At 55.0% G+C, this 18,648-nt stretch carries 20 protein-coding genes; 8 read left to right on the top strand and 12 right to left on the bottom strand.

Annotated elements, in window-relative coordinates:
- Nucleotides 1-61 precede the first annotated feature (61 nt).
- From ACFO4L_RS05355 to ACFO4L_RS05345, 3 genes are read right to left on the bottom strand one after another with little or no spacing between them, the layout of a single operon-like run.
- Nucleotides 62-688, bottom strand: a complete 627-nt coding sequence (locus ACFO4L_RS05355; protein ID WP_377908671.1) for a pyridoxamine 5'-phosphate oxidase family protein — start codon at nucleotides 686-688, stop codon at nucleotides 62-64.
- Nucleotides 685-3,201, bottom strand: a complete 2,517-nt coding sequence (locus tag ACFO4L_RS05350; protein WP_377908670.1) for a penicillin acylase family protein — start codon at nucleotides 3,199-3,201, stop codon at nucleotides 685-687. The genes ACFO4L_RS05355 and ACFO4L_RS05350 overlap by 4 nt, the downstream gene beginning before the upstream one ends.
- Before the next feature lie 21 nt (nucleotides 3,202-3,222).
- Complete coding sequence (locus ACFO4L_RS05345) at nucleotides 3,223-3,834, bottom strand: histidine phosphatase family protein (RefSeq protein ID WP_377908669.1); 612 nt, start codon at nucleotides 3,832-3,834, stop codon at nucleotides 3,223-3,225.
- 120 nt (nucleotides 3,835-3,954) lie between these two features.
- On the opposite strand from ACFO4L_RS05345, the gene ACFO4L_RS05340 reads away from it, so the two are divergent.
- From ACFO4L_RS05340 to ACFO4L_RS05325, 4 genes are all read left to right on the top strand, one after another.
- Entirely contained in the window at nucleotides 3,955-4,497 is a 543-nt protein-coding gene (locus ACFO4L_RS05340; protein ID WP_377908668.1) for a flavin reductase family protein, read from the top strand.
- 23 nt (nucleotides 4,498-4,520) lie between these two features.
- Nucleotides 4,521-5,264 carry an amidohydrolase family protein gene (locus ACFO4L_RS05335; protein WP_377908667.1) on the top strand — a complete coding sequence of 248 codons (744 nt, stop codon included), beginning with the start codon at nucleotides 4,521-4,523 and terminating at the stop codon, nucleotides 5,262-5,264.
- Between the two features lie 113 nt (nucleotides 5,265-5,377).
- On the top strand, nucleotides 5,378-5,815 hold the full coding sequence (locus ACFO4L_RS05330; protein WP_377908666.1) for an Rrf2 family transcriptional regulator: 438 nt from the start codon (nucleotides 5,378-5,380) through the stop codon (nucleotides 5,813-5,815).
- A 12-nt stretch (nucleotides 5,816-5,827) separates the two neighbouring features.
- Complete coding sequence (locus ACFO4L_RS05325; RefSeq protein ID WP_377908665.1) at nucleotides 5,828-7,048, top strand: MFS transporter; 1,221 nt, start codon at nucleotides 5,828-5,830, stop codon at nucleotides 7,046-7,048.
- Nucleotides 7,049-7,195: 147 nt separating this feature from the next.
- Here the strand turns inward: ACFO4L_RS05325 and ACFO4L_RS05320 are convergent, their stop codons facing one another.
- Together ACFO4L_RS05320 and ACFO4L_RS05315 are read right to left on the bottom strand one after the other, a co-directional pair.
- On the bottom strand, nucleotides 7,196-7,936 hold the full coding sequence (locus ACFO4L_RS05320) for a class I SAM-dependent methyltransferase (RefSeq protein WP_377908664.1): 741 nt from the start codon (nucleotides 7,934-7,936) through the stop codon (nucleotides 7,196-7,198).
- Between the two features lie 148 nt (nucleotides 7,937-8,084).
- Complete coding sequence (locus ACFO4L_RS05315; RefSeq protein WP_377908663.1) at nucleotides 8,085-8,867, bottom strand: hypothetical protein; 783 nt, start codon at nucleotides 8,865-8,867, stop codon at nucleotides 8,085-8,087.
- 196 nt (nucleotides 8,868-9,063) lie between these two features.
- Here ACFO4L_RS05315 and ACFO4L_RS05310 point away from each other — a divergent pair, with 196 nt between their 5' ends.
- From ACFO4L_RS05310 to ACFO4L_RS05300, 3 genes are all read left to right on the top strand, one after another.
- The gene (locus ACFO4L_RS05310) at nucleotides 9,064-9,747 is read left to right on the top strand and encodes an ABC transporter permease subunit (protein WP_377908662.1); all 684 of its coding nucleotides are present in this window, start codon (nucleotides 9,064-9,066) and stop codon (nucleotides 9,745-9,747) included.
- Nucleotides 9,744-10,688, top strand: coding sequence for an ABC transporter ATP-binding protein (locus ACFO4L_RS05305; protein ID WP_377908661.1), 945 nt, complete (start codon nucleotides 9,744-9,746; stop codon nucleotides 10,686-10,688). Before ACFO4L_RS05310 ends, ACFO4L_RS05305 begins: the two co-directional genes overlap by 4 nt.
- Nucleotides 10,689-10,778: 90 nt before the next feature.
- Complete coding sequence (locus ACFO4L_RS05300; protein ID WP_377908660.1) at nucleotides 10,779-11,000, top strand: hypothetical protein; 222 nt, start codon at nucleotides 10,779-10,781, stop codon at nucleotides 10,998-11,000.
- Nucleotides 11,001-11,268: 268 nt separating this feature from the next.
- Here the strand turns inward: ACFO4L_RS05300 and ACFO4L_RS05295 are convergent, their stop codons facing one another.
- Genes ACFO4L_RS05295 through ACFO4L_RS05275 form a run of 5 tightly spaced genes read right to left on the bottom strand, consistent with a single transcriptional unit; the run spans nucleotide 11,269 to nucleotide 15,013 of the window.
- Complete coding sequence (locus ACFO4L_RS05295; protein WP_377908659.1) at nucleotides 11,269-12,084, bottom strand: nucleotidyltransferase domain-containing protein; 816 nt, start codon at nucleotides 12,082-12,084, stop codon at nucleotides 11,269-11,271.
- Nucleotides 12,081-13,019 (bottom strand): dimethylarginine dimethylaminohydrolase family protein, encoded by a 939-nt coding sequence (locus tag ACFO4L_RS05290; protein ID WP_377908658.1) that lies wholly within the window; start codon nucleotides 13,017-13,019, stop codon nucleotides 12,081-12,083. Before ACFO4L_RS05290 ends, ACFO4L_RS05295 begins: the two co-directional genes overlap by 4 nt.
- A gap of 19 nt (nucleotides 13,020-13,038) precedes the next feature.
- On the bottom strand, nucleotides 13,039-13,602 hold the full coding sequence (locus ACFO4L_RS05285; protein ID WP_377908657.1) for a GNAT family N-acetyltransferase: 564 nt from the start codon (nucleotides 13,600-13,602) through the stop codon (nucleotides 13,039-13,041).
- The gene (locus tag ACFO4L_RS05280) at nucleotides 13,562-14,485 is read right to left on the bottom strand and encodes a S16 family serine protease (protein WP_377908656.1); all 924 of its coding nucleotides are present in this window, start codon (nucleotides 14,483-14,485) and stop codon (nucleotides 13,562-13,564) included. Before ACFO4L_RS05280 ends, ACFO4L_RS05285 begins: the two co-directional genes overlap by 41 nt.
- A gap of 18 nt (nucleotides 14,486-14,503) precedes the next feature.
- A complete protein-coding gene (locus tag ACFO4L_RS05275) occupies nucleotides 14,504-15,013 on the bottom strand; it encodes a DinB family protein (protein WP_377908655.1) in 510 nt (169 codons plus the stop codon).
- Nucleotides 15,014-15,165: 152 nt separating this feature from the next.
- Between ACFO4L_RS05275 and ACFO4L_RS05270 the strand changes: the two genes are divergently transcribed.
- The gene (locus ACFO4L_RS05270) at nucleotides 15,166-16,344 is read left to right on the top strand and encodes a processed acidic surface protein (protein WP_377908654.1); all 1,179 of its coding nucleotides are present in this window, start codon (nucleotides 15,166-15,168) and stop codon (nucleotides 16,342-16,344) included.
- 4 nt (nucleotides 16,345-16,348) lie between these two features.
- Here the strand turns inward: ACFO4L_RS05270 and ACFO4L_RS05265 are convergent, their stop codons facing one another.
- A complete protein-coding gene (locus ACFO4L_RS05265; RefSeq protein WP_377908653.1) occupies nucleotides 16,349-17,014 on the bottom strand; it encodes an SOS response-associated peptidase in 666 nt (221 codons plus the stop codon).
- Between the two features lie 13 nt (nucleotides 17,015-17,027).
- Nucleotides 17,028-18,548, bottom strand: a complete 1,521-nt coding sequence (locus ACFO4L_RS05260; protein WP_377908652.1) for an NAD(P)H-hydrate dehydratase — start codon at nucleotides 18,546-18,548, stop codon at nucleotides 17,028-17,030.
- Between the last annotated feature and the right edge of the window lie 100 nt (nucleotides 18,549-18,648).

Below are 18,648 nucleotides of genomic sequence, written 5' to 3'. Positions count from 1 at the left end.
CTTTTCGTCATTTTTGCGTGCACGGTTTGTCTACCCGCAATTGTCTGATTAAAAACGCGGCTTAGTACAGCCGCTCCCGGTATCCGGTCTGAAGACGTTCTTCAAGCTCTGCTTCCGACTGCTCGGAAGCGGCGTGTGCCTTCATCATTTCTGCAGCACGCGGCAGGCTTTCGACCTTCGGCCACGTGTCCGGCTTCCAAAGCTCAGAACGCCTCAACGCCTTGGCACAATGGACGAAACAGCTCTCCACTGTCACCCCGATCGCAAGCCACGGCTTCTTTTCCTTCACCGCCATGCTTGCTAGCAGGTCTTCCTCTTCTGTTAATACGGCTGTCCCATTGACGCGGAGCGTTTCACCCATCCCCGGGATGAAAAATTCCAGTCCGACGTGCGGATTTTCGATCAGATTAAGGAGAGAGTCGAATCGTTTATTACCCGGCCGCTCCGGAATGACGAGCCGCTGATCGTCCAGCACGCGGACAAAGCCGGGCTGATCGCCGCGCGGTGAAGCCTGGCACTTCCCTGACGCGTCCGCCGTGGCCATGACCAGAAATGGGGAGCGCGCGATAAACGAAGCCGCATGATGGTCAATCAGCTGAATTTCTTTTTTAACGGCAAGTTCACTCGGGGCTCCCAGCTTTTCCCGCAGCGCAGCCTCTGAGGTGATCATGTCTTTCCAGTCCGTCATGATGCGCCCTCCGGCACGAACCGCACCCGGTTCATGTCTTCTGCCTCTTCTTTATTGTAAATCATCTCTTCAAATTCTCCTTCCGTCCAGATGGTCATCTGATCTTCATAGTGCGGCGAGCGCCACTGACCGGACTGTCCTGGAATGTTCACGTCGTAAAACCGGTCTGTGGAGGCTAAATCTCCGATAAAACGCCAGCCCGCACCGTGATTGGCGATCCCGGTTTCCTCATCAAAGCTCGACGCTCCCGGCGTAAATCCGCTTCCGCCCATCTCCCCGCCGTTTACGTTCAGCAGATGATTTAACGGCCAGACCGCTCCGAGTGGATGCGCAATTTCCACCTGGTGCCAGTCTCCCCAACGCCAGGTTGAGGCACTGCCGCCCTGCAGCTCCTCCGCCTGCTGGACGGCTTCAAAAAATGTTTCCCGAGCGGCTTTGGCAAACGGGACTTGATACCGCTCATCGAGATACGCAAAAACGACATCCGTTTCCGCAGCATCGGCTATGACCCGGTGTCTCGATACGTGATTCGTCACCTCTACCTGCAGATAGCGCTCAAACAAGGTCTGCGGCAGCCCTTCGTACCAAAGGTGCCAGATGAGCGCTCCGCTGCTGTCGACATCTTCGAGATAATCCCACTGTTCGAGCTGCTCCAGTGCCTCTTCCTCTAGATCGGACAGCTCGCCCAGTATCTCCCCTTCCAGATCCGTTCCGCCGTGCAGTTCTGCATCCCAGTCACGGACCGCTTCTGTCATGAGCGGAACGAGCATTTCTGCCTGCGTATTGACGACATCGGTCTGCATCTCCCGCATCGTTTCCAGCGTAAATGGATCGCCGGATGCCTGCTGTTCAGCAATCATCTCCTCCAGCCGGAGACCGCGGTAGGGAAAGTAGCTGCGTCCGATTTCATAGTCAAAGTCCTCATCAACCGGCATGTGGTTTGCCGTCATCACATAGCCCTGCTCCGGGTTCATCTCGCCCGGAAGTTCATCCGGCTCCAGAAACCCATCCCACTGAAAGTCCGGATCCCACCCCGGAACCGGAAACATGCCGTCACCGTTCTGGCGCACAGGCAGAAGCGCCTGTCCCTGCCAGCCGAAACTGCCGTCTGTATCTGCAAAAACCCAGCCAAGCCCCGGAGTGACAAACCCTTCCAGTCCAGCTGCGAATTCTTCAGCGGTTTCCGCCCGATTGACACGGAGAATGCCGTCGAGTTCTTCACCGGGCTCCAGCCCGCTCCAGCGCAAAGAATATGCCTGATACGGTCCTTCGTCGATCACACGGTTCATGACCGGGCCATTTCTCGTTTCGTCCACGTAGTGAACATACGGCTCCGGTTCATCGTCAATGTGTATTTCCTCATAATGACGCTCTGCTTCTTCCCATTCACCGTCGTATAAGTATTCATTCGGATTTTCCGGATTCACCTGCTCCAGAAACACATCCTCGTAGTCCGCGCTCAGTGACGTGACACCCCAGGCAACCTCTCCGTTATGACCGAGCACGACGCCTGGGATACCGGGGACCGTCACGCCAATCGAATGAAAATCGCCGGTGAGCTCCAGGTGTGTCTGATACCAGACGCTCGGCACAGCAAGATCCAGGTGCGGATCGTCCCCGATCATTGGAGCACCTGACTCTGTCCATTCCCCGCCGATGACCCAGTTGTTGCTCCCGTTCCACGGCTCCGGCAGCAGCTCCGACAGCTCCTCCAGGTCCGGCTCCACGATCCCCGCCTGCTCCTTCGTCAGCTCCTCATAGGCTGCGACAGCCGTGCTTTCTGAAGCTTCCGGCAGACCGTCTCCTATCACCGGAAATTCGTCTACTTCGGCATAGTCGGGAAACATCGCTTCCGCTTCTGCCCCGAAGCGGCGCACGAGTTCATAGTGAGTCAGCTCATCCCGGAAATTCCCTGTAAGCGTGTAGCCCATGTACTTAACGGCAATGGCCGTATCTTCTGCTGTCCATTCATCCGGCCGGTAGCCGAGAATGCGAAATTCCAGCGGCTGTTCACCCGCCTCAAACGCATCATCAATGTAACCTGTGACCCCGGCCGCAAAGGCATCCACCATCCGGGCCGTTTCCTCATCAAACTGCTCGATGATCCCATCGACTGCGCGGTGCATCCCATAGGAACGGAAATACTTATCGCTTTCCAGTGCATCCTCGCCGATCACCTCTGCCAGGCGCCCGCCGGCTAGCCTGCGGGTCATGTCCATTTGAAACAGCCTGTCCTGAGCCATCACGTATCCTTGCGTATAAAACAAATCTTCCAGCTCGTCCGCCTGAATCTTTGCGACGCCGCGGCTGTCCCGGATCACTTCCACTTCTGCCGTGAGAGGCGCCTCGATCGTCTCCCCGTCGAGCTGCGGATGGCTCTGGGCTGAAAACCACCAGATAAACAGCAGTCCTGCCAGCAGCAAACTGCACATCGTGAGCAGCATGATAATTCCGACACGCACGTAACGGCGCTGAAAAAATGGTTTTTTCTCTATGTAGCCTCGGTCCTGCATCGTTGATTCCCCCTGCTTTTGTTACCAGCCTCTGCCGGCTTTCGTGTGGTCGATGCTGCAGCTTACCTCGATCTTTCCGTTCGTTCCGTCCCAGTCTACGATCGTCAAACACGTTTCATGCACATATGGCGGTTCCCAAATACGACGGAGCGGACGATCTTCAAATCGGTTAATCAAAAGCTTGATCACAACGGTGTGCGTAACGAGCAGAACGTTCCCGCTCGAGGTCCGGCTGATGTCCTCCAAAAAGCCATTCACGCGCTTCTCCACTTCGCCGTACGTTTCGCCGCCGTTCGGCTGAAAGCGCTCCGGATCCTCCCAAAACGTCTGCCACGTCTTTTTTTCGGAAGGGTGCAGGTCTTCCTGACGCTTTCCTTCCATCGAACCGAGGCGCATCTCCTTTAAGCCCTCGTGCACGTGAATCTGCTGATCAGGCACAAGAATGTCAGCTGTCTGCTCTGCCCGCTTGAGCGGACTGGCCCATGCTTCATCAAAGGGAACCTCTTTGATCCTCTCCCGAAGCAGCCCGGCATCGCGGATTCCCGTCTGGGTGAGCGGCGAATCGCCCCATCCCTGCATCCGCTTTTCCACGTTCCATTCTGTCTGTCCGTGCCTCACGATATACAGTTTCATCGGCATCCTCCCTTTCTATGCTTCTCTTTACTTCCCTGCTGGCCGTGCATTTTCCTGCCTGCTGTTAGCTTTCCGGCTGAGCGGGTATGAGTAAACGGACGACGAAAGGAGGAGGAAAAAATGGATTCCAAACAAGCGAAAGACCGCTACAGCTCCATTTACGATCTGCGCTCACGGGGTGTCTTTTTCGTCTCTGTCCGGGACGGGGACCGGGGCCACTTTCATTTCGGCTGCTGGAGCACTCAGTGCTCACATGAGCCACCGCAGATGATCACGTGCTTTCCGAAAGAGTTCGAAGGGACAAAGCTGCTTAAAACCTCTAAACGGTGGGGACTCAGCATGGCTGCAGCCGATCAGGAGCAGCTCCACGATACGTTTTTCTCAGGCAGCCAGTCGATCGAGGCACTTGGCGAGGACCAGTTTTTCTACACGAAAAACGGTACGCCGATTTTAAAGGATGCCGTGGCCTATTTTGATATGGAGGTGCGCGAGCTGATCGACAGCGGCGATTTTGTGATTGCCATCGGTTATATTGTCGAAGGAGCGGCGCTTCACCCTGATAAAAAAACGTTGAACGTCGAATACCTTTCCGCCGAGCGCAACGACGATTACATGACCGGACCGCTGACACTTCCGTTTGACGGATTTAATTTGAAAAAGTAGCCGGACAGGAGGAGGCAGCGTCCATGATCAATCTGTTTGATGCTCATTTGCATATCATCGATCCAGCTTATCCGCTGCAGATGAACAACGGCTATGAACCGCCGGTATTTACCGTTTCTGACTACGAAAAACAGCGCGCATGGCATAATGGCGGCGGAGCTGTCGTTTCCGGATCGTTTCAAGGCTTCGACCAAACGTATGTAACCGATGCGCTCAGGCAGCTTGGCAGCGGCTATGTCGGCGTCACCCAGCTGCCTGCAACGGTGACAGCAGAGGAAGTAACGGCGCTGCATCAGCAAGGCATCCGCGCCCTGCGGCTAAACTTGTACCGCGGCGGCTCTGCGGAGCTGAACGATCTCGAGAGGCTCGCTGATCTCGTTTACGAGACCGCCGGCTGGCATGTCGAGCTGTACGCCGATGCCCGTACACTCGCCGATATCCGTCCGTCCATCACCCGCCCGGAGCGGATATCCATCGATCACCTTGGTCTGCACCCAGACGGACTGCCCGCTCTGCTCGACCTCGTTTCAAATGGAGCTGCAGTGAAAGCGACCGGCTTCGGACGCTATCAGGGAAACCCGATCGAGGCAATGGTGCAGATTAACGAGGAAAACCCCGAAGCGCTTATGTTCGGTACTGACCTTCCTTCAACAAGAGCGCCCGTTCCTTTTTCCGATAAGGATATTGAACGCGTGCAGCATGCTTTCTCCAATAGCGAACGTATTTTCCATCACAATGCACGACGCTGGTACCGCCTGACTGACTGATTCACCGAAAGGCGCGGAGCAAAGATCTTCTTCTTTATTCCGCGCCTTTTTGCTATGCTATACTAATTATAGATATTAAGACTCTTTAATTACGTTAAAAAGGAGCGCTGCAGATGAAATACGCGCAGGCTACGAACTATGCCCTTCACACAATGGTCTATTTAGCGAGCATTTCTCCCGATTCGCTCGTCGGCGTCCGGCCGCTTGCAGAGCTGCAAAGCGTCTCAACCACGTACTTGTCCAAAATATTGACGAAGCTTGCCAAAGAAGACCTTGTCTCCTCCAGCCCCGGTGTCAACGGAGGCTACCGGCTTGCCCGTTCCGCCGATTCGATCACGTTTCTCGACATCATTGAAGCCGTCGAAGGAAGGCAGGCGATTTTAACGTGCCAGCTTGCCGGGGTCGAAAAAGAAGAGGCGTGCGTCATTCAGCAGAAGATGGAAATCGGGGAACAACAGCTGAAGTCCTATCTAGCAGGCATTACGATTCTGGAAATTGTAGAGGAGCTGGATGAGAGTGTGAAATCATTTCTGCTGAAGCACCAGCGTTAGGAGGAAGAAGCGATGTATAACGGAAAATCAAGAGAATACTGGTTCCGGCGTACGCTTCTTGTCACTGCTCTGGCACAGGTACTCGCTGGCGGCGGGCTCGCAGCCGGAATCACCGTCGGTTCCCTGCTCGCCCGCGACATGACCGGAACCGCTACCGCCGGCGGACTGCCGATTGCAGTGTTTACGCTGGGATCGGCGCTCGCTGCCTGGCTCGTCGGGAAAGCAAGTCAGAAATATGGACGGCGGAAAGGGCTGTCTGCCGGCTTTTACACCGGAGCCATCGGCTCTCTCGCTGTCGTAGCCGCTGCCGCTTCCGGTCATTTTCTTTTGCTTCTGCCGGCGTTGTTTATTTACGGTGCGGGAATGGCGACGAACCTGCAGGCGCGCTTTGCCGGGACCGATCTTGCTGCGGAAAATCAGCGTGCGACTGCGATCAGCCTTGTTCTCGTTGCGACGACATTCGGTGCTGTCGCCGGTCCGTTTCTTGTCGATGTGACAGGGAACGCAGCAGCCTTCATCGGCCTGCCTCCGCTGAGCGGCCCCTTTCTCTTTGCTGCGTTTGCATATGCTGGCGCGGGACTTATTTTAACCGTGTTTCTGCGTCCGGAACCGATGGAGCTTGCCCGCAAGCTGTCCACTCCGGCCGTGGAGGAAACCGTCTCCGCCCCTGCTGTTAGAACCGGCCTCTTTGCGGGTGTCTTTATCATGGTGCTCTCCCATTTTATTATGGTGGCGATTATGACGATGACGCCGATTCACATGGAAGGACACGGCCATCATCTGCAGGCCGTCGGACTCGTGATCGGGCTGCATATCGGGGCGATGTACCTGCCTTCCCTCGTTACCGGCCGCCTGATCGACCGGCTCGGACGAAGGGTGATGACCGCAGCTGCCGGCGTCATTCTGCTCATCTCCGGCGTCATGGCTGCTTTGGCAGGCCCTTCCTTCTTTTTGATAACGACCGCGCTGATTCTACTTGGGATCGGCTGGAACATCGGGCTGATCAGCGGTACGACGGTGATAGTTGACTCTGCTCCGCCAAAAGAAAGAGCTGCTGTACAAGGCCGGGCCGATATTTTCGTCGCCCTCTCCGGCGCCTCCGGCGGTGCCCTTTCCGGCATGGTCGTCGCCGGAACAAGCTTTCCGTTTCTCGCAGCAGCCGGCGGACTGCTGTCGCTGCTTCTGCTGCCGCTCGTTTTTCCGAAAAAACGAATTCTGCCAGTGCAATCATAAAAGGCTGTGTCTTAGAAGACAGCCTTTTTTCTGAGGTGATCATTAGTGCCACAACTGTAACTCGCGGACGTCGAATGGATACTATGTACACAATAAGGCCGGTCATCGTCTGCAATAACCGGCCCGCTTTGTTTTAACCAGGTGAACTTATGCCTTTACCGCTTCGACGGTAATAACCTCTGCAGCATCGACTGGCGCTTTGCCATATTCATACCCTCCTGAAAAGGTAATCTCTGAAAAGCCAGCTTCGCGCAGCATCAGCGCTGCTTCTTCAATTCCGAGCCAGCGCAGCGGAAACAGTTCAAGCTCCGTTTCGACGAGCTTCCCTTTCCGCCAGCGTTCGTAGCGGTTGCGGTCAATCGTTTTCTGGTTCAGATAATCAACTTCGACCGTCACAGACTCAAGCGTAATGCGGTCTTCTCCATCTTCCCATTCCCGAAAGCGGAGTCCCGGCTCTGCTCCTGTGAAGAGATAGAAATCCGCAATCAGCTTTCCACCTGGCAGCAGACACCCGGAAAGCTGCTGAAACGCACGCTGGATCATCCCCGGCTCATGCAGCAGCTGCAGCGTACCGGCCGGAATGATTGCCGCTTCGTACTTACACGAGAGCTCCGCAGATTCCATCGTGCCCTCAAACAGCACCGGATCAAGTCCTCTCGCCTCCGCCTCTTTCCGGCACAGGTCCAGCATTGGAGCTGACGGATCGAATCCTTCTACGTCTATGCCTGCTTCCAGAAGAGGAATCATCATCCGCCCGCTTCCACAGGCCGGTTCCAGCACCGGTCCCTTCACATCCTGAAGCCGTTCTTTATAATATTCCACATCTCCAAACGAATGACCGGCCGGCTTATCCAGCACGTACACCCGCGATGACAGCGTTCCATACATCCGCCTCACCTCCACTGGAATTTATACGACAGAAAAGAGGAGAATCCTTTATTCTTCGCAGGAATTTATTAGATAAAGAATGGTGTGAGAAGTTTTGCCTGATTAATAAACAAAAACGACCGCAGCAGCGGCCGTAATGTGATTTGTGTTATTCATCGATCGGCGTCAGGGTATATGGCGTTCGTGCATCAATCATGTAGTCTTCAAATAGAAAAATAGCTACTTCCTCCACACCATGGTCCGGCCGTGTACTTAAAATCAGGTTATATTCAAGTGATCCGGAACCGCTGTAGACTGCAAAGTTACTTCCACTCCCGATAGGTTCAGCCATGTATCTGCCGGGCTCCATATCAATCCCGACGATCGCTGTGCCCGCCGGGTAACTGACCGGCTCTGCCTGTTTGGCTGTGATGGAGCTGCCGATCGCATCAAGCTCTTCTTCCTTTGATTCCATATCTGCAAGCAGATTCTCTAGTTCGTCCGATTTCGCTTCCAGCTCCTGTTCAAGTTCAGCCAGCTCTGCAGCTATCGTTTCTTCCTGATCGGCTTTCTGTGCTTCATAGTCTTCTTCCAGACCCGCGATATCTTCCCGCAGCTCTTCTTCCCGTTCCAGCAGCGCTTCAGCCCGGTCAATGTCCTCCTGCATGGCTTCCAGCTTTTCCTCTGAAACCGTCGTTTCCTCTCCCAGCTCCTCAAGCAGCGCTTCATGCTCCTGCAGCTGTTCCTGAAGCGACAGCGTCTGATCCTCTGCAGCAGCAGCTTCGCCTTCCATTTCCTGTATGAAATCAGTGATGTCTGTGTAGGCGATCATCTGCGTGCCAAACTCTTCTTCAGCTGTCATCGCTCCAAACACGCTGCCTCCAACCCAGACTGCAATCAAAAGCAATGCGGCTGCCGATCGTTTACCCCATTTGGAACGAAAGAAACGCATGCTACCACCCCTTTTATTGATATCAAAGGTGACTGCTCATGGTGTTTCTTTTATTATACCGCATCATAATTCTATATGCCTATGACTTTTCTTTTAAAAATTCATTATAACCGCAACGCTTTCCTCGTTCAAAAAAGACATGCCTTCCCCAGTCTGCTATCATAGGCAATACCAGCTTTAGACAGGAGAGGTTTGCATGTGGACGATTTGTTTCCGAGAGTTTAGAGAGCTGATGTCCGGTTTCCGGCCGCTGCTGATTGCGGCGGTGCTGTTTGTGGTGTCCTACTATACCGCACAGGCTGCTGAGCTGATTCCGGATGGGATGGGCAACTTGTCCCAGGAGGAGGCGTACGTGGCAGGGATGCGCGCGGCGCTCTATGTATTCGGGTATTTATTCGTTTTTACACTCTCGCACAACGTCGTCAATAAAGAGCTCGAAGCACGCACGATCCGCTTTCTTGTGACGAAAGCATCGCGCTCGGCGATCATTTATGGAAAGACGCTCGGTACCTTTTTATTCTGGGCGCTGCTGCTTCTGTTGAATACGATTCTGATCAGCTATACAGCCGGCACGTTTTATTTGATCGACTATCTGGAGTTTCTCATTTTTATCTTTTACGGCGTGAGCGCAGCGGTGCTTCTTTCCATCCTCATTCCGCGTTCAGCCTATACGATGTTTTTCGGCGTGATTGCAGCCTTTGCCCTCCCGGCGCTATCGTTCTGGTCCATGCTCAGTGAAGAATGGTACATCACGTGGGTGAAATTCGTGACGCCTTACTACTACTTTCAGTTCGACTTGTTCTATATGGCTGTACCATTCGTAATCGGTCTATTATTTTATTCAGCAGCAGACCGGCTGTTTCAGAGGAGGGACGTATGATGCGGATCATTCGCACAGAGAACCTGGTTAAATCATTTGGCCGTGAACGCGTTGTGAACGGCATTTCGCTCGACGTCTATCAAGGAGAACTCTTCGGCTTCCTCGGTCGGAATGGTGCCGGGAAATCGACCTTTATCAATCTCATCACTGATATCATGAAGCCGGACAGTGGAGACGTCTACTTGTTTGAAGAAAATTTCGGAGTTGATGCAGTAAAAGACCGCATCGGGGTCCTCCCGGATTATTCCTCCTTTTACGATCAGCTCACCGGATTGAAGCACCTGCAGTTTTTCAGCCGTTTGAGCGGAAAGCCCGCGTCGAAAAAACGATCATTCGAGGTGCTGGCGCAGGTTGGACTGGAGGAGGCAGCCCGTTGGAAGGTCGGAACCTATTCCTTCGGGATGAAAAAGAAGCTCGGCGTTGCTCAGGCGCTGATTCATGATCCGGAGCTCCTCATTCTCGATGAACCGACGTCCGGGCTTGACGCTGAGTCCGTGATTCATATGCAAAAGCTTGTACAGGAGCTCAACCGTGAAGGAAAAACGATTTTTATGACGTCCCATAACCTGCCGGAAGTAGAAAAAATCTGTTCGCGCATTGCCATCATGAAGGAAGGTACGATTGCGCTCGAAGGCTCGTTGAAGGAGCTGCAGCAGCAGTTCCAGGCAACCTTCATGGTGACAATTGATACAGGCACTACGCTCGCGGACGATGATAAAGCACGCATCAGCCGCGGGCTGGCCGATAAAAAACGGGACGGCTCGTGGGAAGACGGACTTCTGCGCGTGGAAACAGCGTCCGAGGATGCCATTCCTTTGCTCGTCCAGCAGCTCGTTCAGCTGCATGTCCCGATTTACGGCGTCAGCGTGGAACAGCCTTCGCTGGAAGATATCTTCCTGCATGAGCCGGAGCAGGTATCCGATGACCTGTACAAAACATGACCATTTACTCAAAAATCATTATACAAGGTTGCCGTTCTGTAAATCGGGAATAGACTGATTACACGCTCGTGCGAAAGGCGGTGACCAGCTATGAGCGCAAAATTAATGGTAATTCTGGTCGGTATTGCAGCGACCCTGCACCTCTTCGTCCGTGACTATCCGTTCGGCGGCGTTGTGCAGACGTTGTTCGACTTGTTCATACTCACGTTAGTGGCCGTGACAGTCGGCCGGCTTCTGATCGTCAAAATTGACAAGGAACGCAGCGAACCCCCAGTCAAAAAACGTCAGAATACGCTGAAAGAGACGGATTAACCTCCGTCTCTTTTTCCTGTGCAGCTCTTTCTGTTTTGTTGCGACCGGTCCAGCACGACTGTTAGTTTGCACGAGTCTGCGGTGTCATTACGTGGCCTCGTGTTCCTTTAATCGTTCTAACGCTCCGTTACGTTGCATGAATCACATTTAGTCACCGTGATGTTTCTTGCGTATTGAATGAAGCTAAGTAACAATTACCTCACATCGTGCCGCTTTTGCATGCTTATCCCACGCCAGCCGCATTGAACCGGACGACTCTGCTGTGCGTTTACGATTCAAATGGCCGGTCGATCATCCTGCAGATTTCCTCGACCCAGTTCCGCTTTTCCGGCATATCCAGAGAAGCGCAGACCCGGCTGTGCGCGTTTAGAAACATTGGAATAAACAATCTCGCCCGGTCGATCGGTTCTGTCACTCGGCTGAGGGCCTGCAGCTGCTTTTGTTCCGCCTCCATAAGACGTGATCTAGGTCCTTCGAGTTTGCTCCAACTGCCGAATCCATCCGGCATGTCACCGCGGGCCATGAGCCATCCGGCTGCCAGTGACCAGCTCAGCATGTCTGCACACTGCCGGGCGTAATGCTGCTCGTCCCGTTCAGTGCGGCGGCGGATTTCATGCAGATACGCAAACACTTTTCCACGCCAACGCTCTACCTCTTCTGCGGAGGGCTTCCGCGTCGTCCCGGCCGACTGCTGTTTGAGCGCTGCAAGTGTTTCGTCCGGATCATACACAATCCAGATTAACCGGAAAAACGGATCTGGCTTCAGCTCGGACTGCCGGTAATAAAAGCAGTCGATTTTCACGAAGGAGCGGTAATGAATAATCGTATAGGGCAACTGCGTTCCCGGATCTTCATAAAACAAGACATTTCCCCACCGCTCCGGACGTACTTGTTTTTCGGCAATAAATGCTGAAAAAGACGCATCGTCCACTACGATTCGCACGTCAATATCAGACCACGTATCGGTTTCCCCGGTGGCAACCGAGCCTCCGTAAAAAACACCGCGGACAGCTTCCACCTGCATCAAATCGACTTCAAGTGCCCGACACAACCGCTCCCGGACCGTCTGCCGCTGATCGATCATAGCGGATCCCTTTTCAGAAAGGCGGTCGTACAGTGGACGGCGCCCCAGCCCTTCATCAGCTCTCCAAGCTCCACTTCTGTAACGGTGATGCCGGCGTTCTCATACACCTGTCTCGTATTCGGACAGCCCGCGGGCATGAGGATATGACCCGGCTCCAGTGCCACGACGTTTAATGCCATCCCCTGCTTGATTTCGTCGATGTCTGTGACTTCAATCAGTTCGATCCCGAGCTCCTGCAGCTCCTGGGCGGTATCGTAGGCGAGGTGCCACGGAAAGACGGCCAGCTTGTGACGATCGACCATATTCATGTACCCGTCCAGATGAATCGAGCCGTACGGAATCTGGGTATGCAAAATCATCTCTACGCCCATGTTCTTAAGCTCCGTTTCCACCTGCCGGATCCCCTCTTTATTCGCACGGCTTCCGCTGCCGAGCACGACCGTTTCCCGGTCGATCCACATCGCACACGCCCCTTCAAAAAAACCGCTGCTGTTGATCGTTTTGATGATCGGCACACCGAGATCCGCCAGTGTTCGTGCTACAGCCTTTTCTTCTCCGCGGCGCGATGGAACAGCAGGCCGGGAAACAATCGCTCCCTCCGGTGTCATCAGCATTAAATCACGCATAAACATGGCATTCGGCCGATCGGTCCGCTGATGGCAGACGTAGTGCACTTCCACACCGTGATCCCGGTAAACATCCGCCATCGCATCATGCTCCGCACGGGCTTTTTCCGCGTTGATCGCCCCGCGAAAGCGGACATCTGCTGCGATTTCATCGGTGATGCCGTCGATTTCCGGGCCCGGCCGGTGCATCAGCACAGACCGCAGCTTGCCAACCTCCGAATCACAGTACCAGTCACCCCAAAGCTCTGTCATCTCCTCTGAAAACGTCTTTTCGGACGGGAACCAGCGCTCCCCTTGTACCTTTACCATCGCTTCCGCCTCCTCCTTGTCAGTAAACCCGGTTCAAATAATAAACCAGGTTGTCGGTCCATTCCCCAAACTCGTAAATGAAGCGTTCACGCGTGCATTCGTACTGCATCCCGGCTTTCTCCGCCGTGCGGATCGAGGCGTCGTTATCCAAATTAATATGCGCTTCGATCCGGTGATAGTCAAGCTCTGTGAAGCCGATGTGCAGCGCATGCTGCAGGGCTTGGAAGCCGAAGCCTCTGCCCCAGTACTGGTTGTGAATCTGGTAGCCGATCCGGCCCCACTGGTAGTCGCGGTCCAATGTTGAAAAGTCGACCGCCCCCAGATGCCGGCCGTTCTCATGAAAGACACCGTACACGTAGGTGCGGTCCTCTTCCGCGAGCTGTCGGTGCCGAGCGAGAATGCCCGCAAACCATTCCTCTGTGCAGACGGACATATCCAGCTGTCCTTCATCATGCCGGTGCTGCGACGGATGCCGGCTGCTGTAGCTTTTGTACCAGGCAGAAAAATCCCTCTGCAAAAGCGGCCTCAGCGTCAAGCCGCCCCTACGGTGATCCGTTCGTCTGTCCGTTTTTTCCGTCTCCATTGATAACGTTCACCGCCTCTTCCAGTGTCGCGGCGCCTTCGACTGCAACGCTTGCGCCGTACTTTACTTTTGCCTGCTGTGCTTCTGCTTTGTTTTCTGAGGGTACGATGAAGAGCGGGACCTGCTCGCGCTCGGCGATGAGCAGCTTTTCTTCGATCATACTGACGGGGGTGACGGTGCCGTCTGGTTCAATCGCGCCGGTGACGCTGACCGGTTCCTCCACTTGCAGGACTCCCTGCTCGCTCATACCGGTCAGCACTAAGGCGAGTCCGGCGCTGTTGCCGACGTAGGAATCTCGTTCAAAAAAGGCGTTAATCTCGGTCACGTCTGACTCCGGAAACGTTTGAACGGCTTCCTGCATGTCGGCAAACTGGCTCCCCGGCCCGGGTCCGAACAACTCCATCAGGTTCCGGTTTTTACTACCGTAGCGGGTACGGTTCGTCGTTTCATACGTGTCAAACACGTCGCTTCCCGATGCTTCGACGCTTTCCACGGCAGCCTCTTCATCCAGAATAAACACGTCTGTTGTACCGACCGCCATAACGTAAATGTTGGAGCTGCCGGTCACGTCCTCCGGCTCCCGGTAGGTCGTCACCATGTACGTGTGGCTTTCGTATTGCACGAGCGGCATCTCATACACGAGCAGGAGCGCGGTCCAGCCAATCGCGAACCCAGCGAGAAACACGACGGGCGTACGATGCCTGAAGGCGATGAGGACGAGCAGCCAGACGACTGTGCCGGCCAGAAGCCCGCCGTTCAAAAAGAACGCGCCAACGGCTCCGCTTAAATAGCCTATAAGGAGCGGTATATACAAGGCCCCCGTCAGCAGCAGGCTCATGCCGGCAAGCGTTGCTTTATGCGTTTGTTCCAGCCTCTCTGCCATCGGCCCGCCTCCCCGGCTCTACCGCTGAGCCAGTTCTCTTCGCATCATGCGAATCTGGCCGCGGTGACTGATTTCGTCCTCCACGACGTGCATCCAAAGGTAATAATAATTAAACGGAATGCCGACCTCCCATTCGCCTTCTGTATACAGCCAGCTGTCACGTTTACGCTGCAGCTCCCGAAACGTCACGGATCGCATATCCTCGAGCTGCTGCAGATAGTCCTGCAGCGATTTGCCGCGAAGCTTCTCCTGCGCATCGCCAAGCATCAGACCGGTCTGCCAGTCGTTCAGATCCTCCGGCTTTGGATCTCGCTCTTCAAACGTGATGATTTGATGCACGTATTCAATTGCGGCCAGGTGCTCCAGCAGAGCTCCGATTGCATTTCCTCCCGGCGGGCGCCGGTCGAGCTCCTCCTGTGTAATCCCCTCCAGATCGGCAAGTGTCATGCCCCGCATCGTTTCCATAAACGTGACGAGCTCCCCGATTTTCGGATCGTAGCCTGCCTGTGGTTCGAGCTTAAATTTCATCGGTCTCCCCCTCTTTTTTCCTGACTTACCTGTTTCTGCAGCTCCGTCTGAAAACCCTGCTGCCGGAACACAAAAAAATAAAAAGAAAAAGCTTCCTTTTTTCCAGAAAGAAGCATATGATCTTCTTATTACATAACCAGGAGGAACGAACGATGAAACTAGGAATAGCTTTTCTGTTTTGCTTACTGCTGCTGCCTGCTGCTGTTTTTGCTGCTCCATCCGGCCCTGCTTTTGACAAGCTGTTGCAGGACGTCTCGATGACAGAGTCGGAGATGCGCGAGTATTTGCCGACATGGGGGCTTGAACTAGAGGACTTTGAGGATGCGGAGGAGCTCCGGGCTTTTCTTGGCCCGGTTTTAACCGAAAGCGAGCTGGAGATGGTCCTGGCTGATTTTGAACTGACCGAAGCAGAAGCGCTGAAGCTGCTTGGCGTCGAGAGCCTGCTCGGCACGTACCGTTTTACAGATGACCTTTACAATGCTCTTTATGAAGCCACTCTCACGCCGATCACGGATACTTCACTGCAGGCGTTTCTCGACGCCCGCGGCATGACGTACGAGGAGTTAAAAGAGCTGCTGGAAGCAAACGACGATTCCCTTTCCTATTATGAGTTCATCGAAGACCTCGAATGGGCAGTGGACTTCTACGAGGGCTGGGAGGAGTGGGACGAATCAGAAGATTTCTGGGACGCCGAATCTCTCGCGCTGTTTGACGCAGTCGGCCTAACGCTTGAAGAAATCGATGCGCTGCTGGAGCATTTTTGGACGCTTCCGCTTGATGACGATGCGTTCTGGGAAGAGCTTGATGCTATCGCAGCGGCACTGGAACAGTTTCCGATGAGTGACGATCCGGCTGACTTTACCGCTTCCGACCTGCTGGAGCTGTTTGACTTATTTCAGCGCGCGCTGCAGCTGTTTGAGCTGGATGCCTCCTTTTACCTCGTAAAAGACGGGGAAAAGGTGTCGTATTCACTGGCTGACTTATTTTCGATGACGTCCACCGGCGGAGCGGATCTGCTGATTGAGCTGTATAACCTTGACGGCGTTTTTCTCGCCGACCTGCTGCTCAAGGCCGATCTGTTTCATGAAGAGCTCGGCAGCCAGGCCGGCGGCACGCTAAACGGACTGCAGGACGTGCAGGAGGTACGCGAAGCAGCGCCGGCAGCACCGGCTCTTGAGGAGGCCCCTCCTTCTCACGTCAAAGAAAAAGAAGCCGAACCCGCTGAAGGGGACCGGCTTCCAAACACAGCTTCTTCCTATATCGTTTCGATGCTTCTCTTCCTGCTCCTCGCCGGAGCGGGTAGTGCAGCTTTCCGAAAGCGTGCTGCCTGAGCGATTAACCGGCGGGCTCGATGCATTCCGGACCGTTATGTTTAGGGGAATTCACGATCTGCGGCACCCGGTAGGCTTCCATTTTCTCTGCCGGATACGGCGTTAACAGCCCGCGCAGCTTCTCCGTGTCCTGAACCGAGCGGTCGAGCCAAATGCTTCGGGCGGCTTCATCCAGAATGACCGGCATCCGGTCGTGAATGTCTTCCATCAGGCTGTTTGCTTCTGTTGTTAAAATGGTGCACGACTGCACGATGCTCCCGTCCGGAGCTTCCCACCTGTCCCAAAGACCGGCAAGCGACATCACCGGCTCTTCGGACAGGCGGATCCGGTACGGGAGCTTTTCATTGTTCTCCCGCTTCCATTCGTAAAAGCTGTCTGCCGGAATGATGCAGCGCCGCTTGTAAAACAGCTTTTTAAAGGATGGTTTCTCATGTACCGTTTCCGAGCGGGCGTTGATCATCTTCCATCCGATTTTTTCATCCTTGGCAAAGGACGGAACCAGCCCCCAGCGAAGCTTGCCTGCCCGGTTCTTTTCCCCATCGTGTACGATCGCCGTAATTTGCTGGGACGGGGCCGTATTGTAGCTCTGTTCAAGCTCGGGGACGTACTCCAGTCCATACAGACGCATCAGCTCGTCTTCATCAATCAAAAACGTAAATCTGCCGCACATGGCTTTTCCCTCCTTACAATGCCTGTATGATGTCCCCGGCTGTCAGCGAACGGGGATGGGAATGATCGTGAGCCGCGCGGTCGCCTGCTTCTCCGTGAAGCCAGACGGCGCATACCGCTGCTGCTTCCGGTTCGTAGCCCTGCGCGACAAGTGACGCTGTCATGCCGGCGAGCACATCACCGGTTCCACCGGTCGCCATGCCCGGGTTGCCGGTCGTATTGATCACGGCCGTGCCGTCCGGCGTCGCCGTTACCGTCGCCGCTCCTTTTAATACGATCGTAGCGTGGCGATCTCGGGCCAGGCGCTTTGCAGCTTCCACCCGATCTGCCTGCACGCTCTTGATCGACTGCCCGGTGAGCCGCGCCATTTCACCCGGATGCGGCGTGAGAATCACAGGACGGTTCCGCTTCGGAAACTGTTCTCCTCTTCCCTCTGCGAGCATGTTCAGCGCATCGGCATCGACGACGAGCGGACAGTCTGCTTCCTTCCAGATCTGCTCAAGCCATGCGGTATCCCCGTCCCAGCGCCCGAGTCCTGGACCGATGGCCAGCACCGCTTTTCCTTCTGCCTGACTAATGACGTCGCCTGCTGTGACCCTCGTCCAGTCTCCTGTCCCGTCGTCTGCAAGCGGCGCATACATGAGCTCGGGCTGCTTCCCAGCTGCAATCGGCAGCAGGGCATCCGGCATCGCCCATGTCGTCAGTCCGGCGCCCATCCGCAGGCACGCGGCTGCCGTCAGCAGGCCGGCTCCGTTCATCCGACGTGTACCAGCTGCAATCAATGCATGCCCGTAGCTGCCTTTGTTCGCCTCCGCATCCCGCGCCGGGTAAAGACTGTTTCGGCCATACAGGGCTTCAATTGCCGCTTTTGTTCCGATGAACGTGCGCACGTCATGGCGCGCAGCCTCGTCTTCCGGGAGCCCAATCGAACAGACGCTTACCTTTCCGGCGCAGCCTTTTCCCGGATACTGCTCCAGCCCCCGCTTCGTGTATGCAAGGGCAGCTGTCTGCGCGGCTTCGATACAAGGGGTGCCAACGCTCCCGGTATCCGCATCCAGACCGCTCGGAATATCAAGCGCTGTAATCGGGAGACCCGAGCCGTTCGCTGCTTCAATCCAGGAAGCATACGGTTCTCTTGGGTCTCCGGAGGCCCCCGTGCCGAGCATGGCGTCAATGATGCCGTCATATGCCGGCCAGTTTACCGGCTCCTCTTCATCGAGAAAACGGATTGGGTACGCGTCCGCTATCGTGCGCTGCGTCTGTCCGTCCCCGGTCAAGCCGCCTTCTCCTTCCGGATAGACGACATCCGCTTCATGTCCCGCTTCGGCTAGATGCCTCGCCATCACGACTCCGTCCCCGCCGTTGTTGCCTTTTCCGGCTATAATCAGCCACCGTTTTGGTGTTTCATCCTGCTTGATCAGCAGGCCGGCGGCGCTTCTGCCGGCGTTTTCCATCAGCACAAGCCCGGGAATTCTGATCGTATCAATCGCATACTGGTCGATACGGCGCATTTCTTCCCGTGTCACTGCATACATACTGCATTCCTCCCTTACGCTGTTCTGCTCTGCCTATTCCCGCTTCCGGCTTTTTCCATGCCGCCGATCGGCAAACAGCCCGCCAGCTGCCTGACGGGCC

Source organism: Bacillus daqingensis, from assembly GCF_042654445.1.
Lineage (GTDB): Bacteria > Bacillota > Bacilli > Bacillales > Salisediminibacteriaceae > Alkalicoccus > Alkalicoccus luteus.
Note: the sequence above shows the minus strand (reverse complement) of the source record. Positions and strands in the feature narration are given on the sequence as shown.

What these genes read in the sequence shown, in the direction of transcription:
- ACFO4L_RS05320 (WP_377908664.1), bottom strand. Translation starts at nt 7,936, where the DNA reads ATGTATGGAACGCTGTCATCGCGGGTGTACGTGCTGGATAAGCCGGCC.
- ACFO4L_RS05280 (WP_377908656.1), bottom strand. Translation starts at nt 14,485, where the DNA reads ATGGCAGAGAGGCTGGAACAAACGCATAAAGCAACGCTTGCCGGCATG.
- ACFO4L_RS05295 (WP_377908659.1), bottom strand. Translation starts at nt 12,084, where the DNA reads ATGATCGATCAGCGGCAGACGGTCCGGGAGCGGTTGTGTCGGGCACTT.
- ACFO4L_RS05285 (WP_377908657.1), bottom strand. Translation starts at nt 13,602, where the DNA reads ATGGAGACGGAAAAAACGGACAGACGAACGGATCACCGTAGGGGCGGC.
- ACFO4L_RS05345 (WP_377908669.1), bottom strand. Translation starts at nt 3,834, where the DNA reads ATGAAACTGTATATCGTGAGGCACGGACAGACAGAATGGAACGTGGAA.
- ACFO4L_RS05355 (WP_377908671.1), bottom strand. Translation starts at nt 688, where the DNA reads ATGACGGACTGGAAAGACATGATCACCTCAGAGGCTGCGCTGCGGGAA.
- ACFO4L_RS05310 (WP_377908662.1), top strand. Translation starts at nt 9,064, where the DNA reads ATGTGGACGATTTGTTTCCGAGAGTTTAGAGAGCTGATGTCCGGTTTC.
- ACFO4L_RS05260 (WP_377908652.1), bottom strand. Translation starts at nt 18,548, where the DNA reads ATGTATGCAGTGACACGGGAAGAAATGCGCCGTATCGACCAGTATGCG.
- ACFO4L_RS05350 (WP_377908670.1), bottom strand. Translation starts at nt 3,201, where the DNA reads ATGCAGGACCGAGGCTACATAGAGAAAAAACCATTTTTTCAGCGCCGT.
- ACFO4L_RS05330 (WP_377908666.1), top strand. Translation starts at nt 5,378, where the DNA reads ATGAAATACGCGCAGGCTACGAACTATGCCCTTCACACAATGGTCTAT.
- ACFO4L_RS05290 (WP_377908658.1), bottom strand. Translation starts at nt 13,019, where the DNA reads ATGGTAAAGGTACAAGGGGAGCGCTGGTTCCCGTCCGAAAAGACGTTT.
- ACFO4L_RS05325 (WP_377908665.1), top strand. Translation starts at nt 5,828, where the DNA reads ATGTATAACGGAAAATCAAGAGAATACTGGTTCCGGCGTACGCTTCTT.
- ACFO4L_RS05275 (WP_377908655.1), bottom strand. Translation starts at nt 15,013, where the DNA reads ATGAAATTTAAGCTCGAACCACAGGCAGGCTACGATCCGAAAATCGGG.
- ACFO4L_RS05335 (WP_377908667.1), top strand. Translation starts at nt 4,521, where the DNA reads ATGATCAATCTGTTTGATGCTCATTTGCATATCATCGATCCAGCTTAT.
- ACFO4L_RS05305 (WP_377908661.1), top strand. Translation starts at nt 9,744, where the DNA reads ATGATGCGGATCATTCGCACAGAGAACCTGGTTAAATCATTTGGCCGT.
- ACFO4L_RS05265 (WP_377908653.1), bottom strand. Translation starts at nt 17,014, where the DNA reads ATGTGCGGCAGATTTACGTTTTTGATTGATGAAGACGAGCTGATGCGT.
- ACFO4L_RS05340 (WP_377908668.1), top strand. Translation starts at nt 3,955, where the DNA reads ATGGATTCCAAACAAGCGAAAGACCGCTACAGCTCCATTTACGATCTG.
- ACFO4L_RS05300 (WP_377908660.1), top strand. Translation starts at nt 10,779, where the DNA reads ATGAGCGCAAAATTAATGGTAATTCTGGTCGGTATTGCAGCGACCCTG.
- ACFO4L_RS05270 (WP_377908654.1), top strand. Translation starts at nt 15,166, where the DNA reads ATGAAACTAGGAATAGCTTTTCTGTTTTGCTTACTGCTGCTGCCTGCT.
- ACFO4L_RS05315 (WP_377908663.1), bottom strand. Translation starts at nt 8,867, where the DNA reads ATGCGTTTCTTTCGTTCCAAATGGGGTAAACGATCGGCAGCCGCATTG.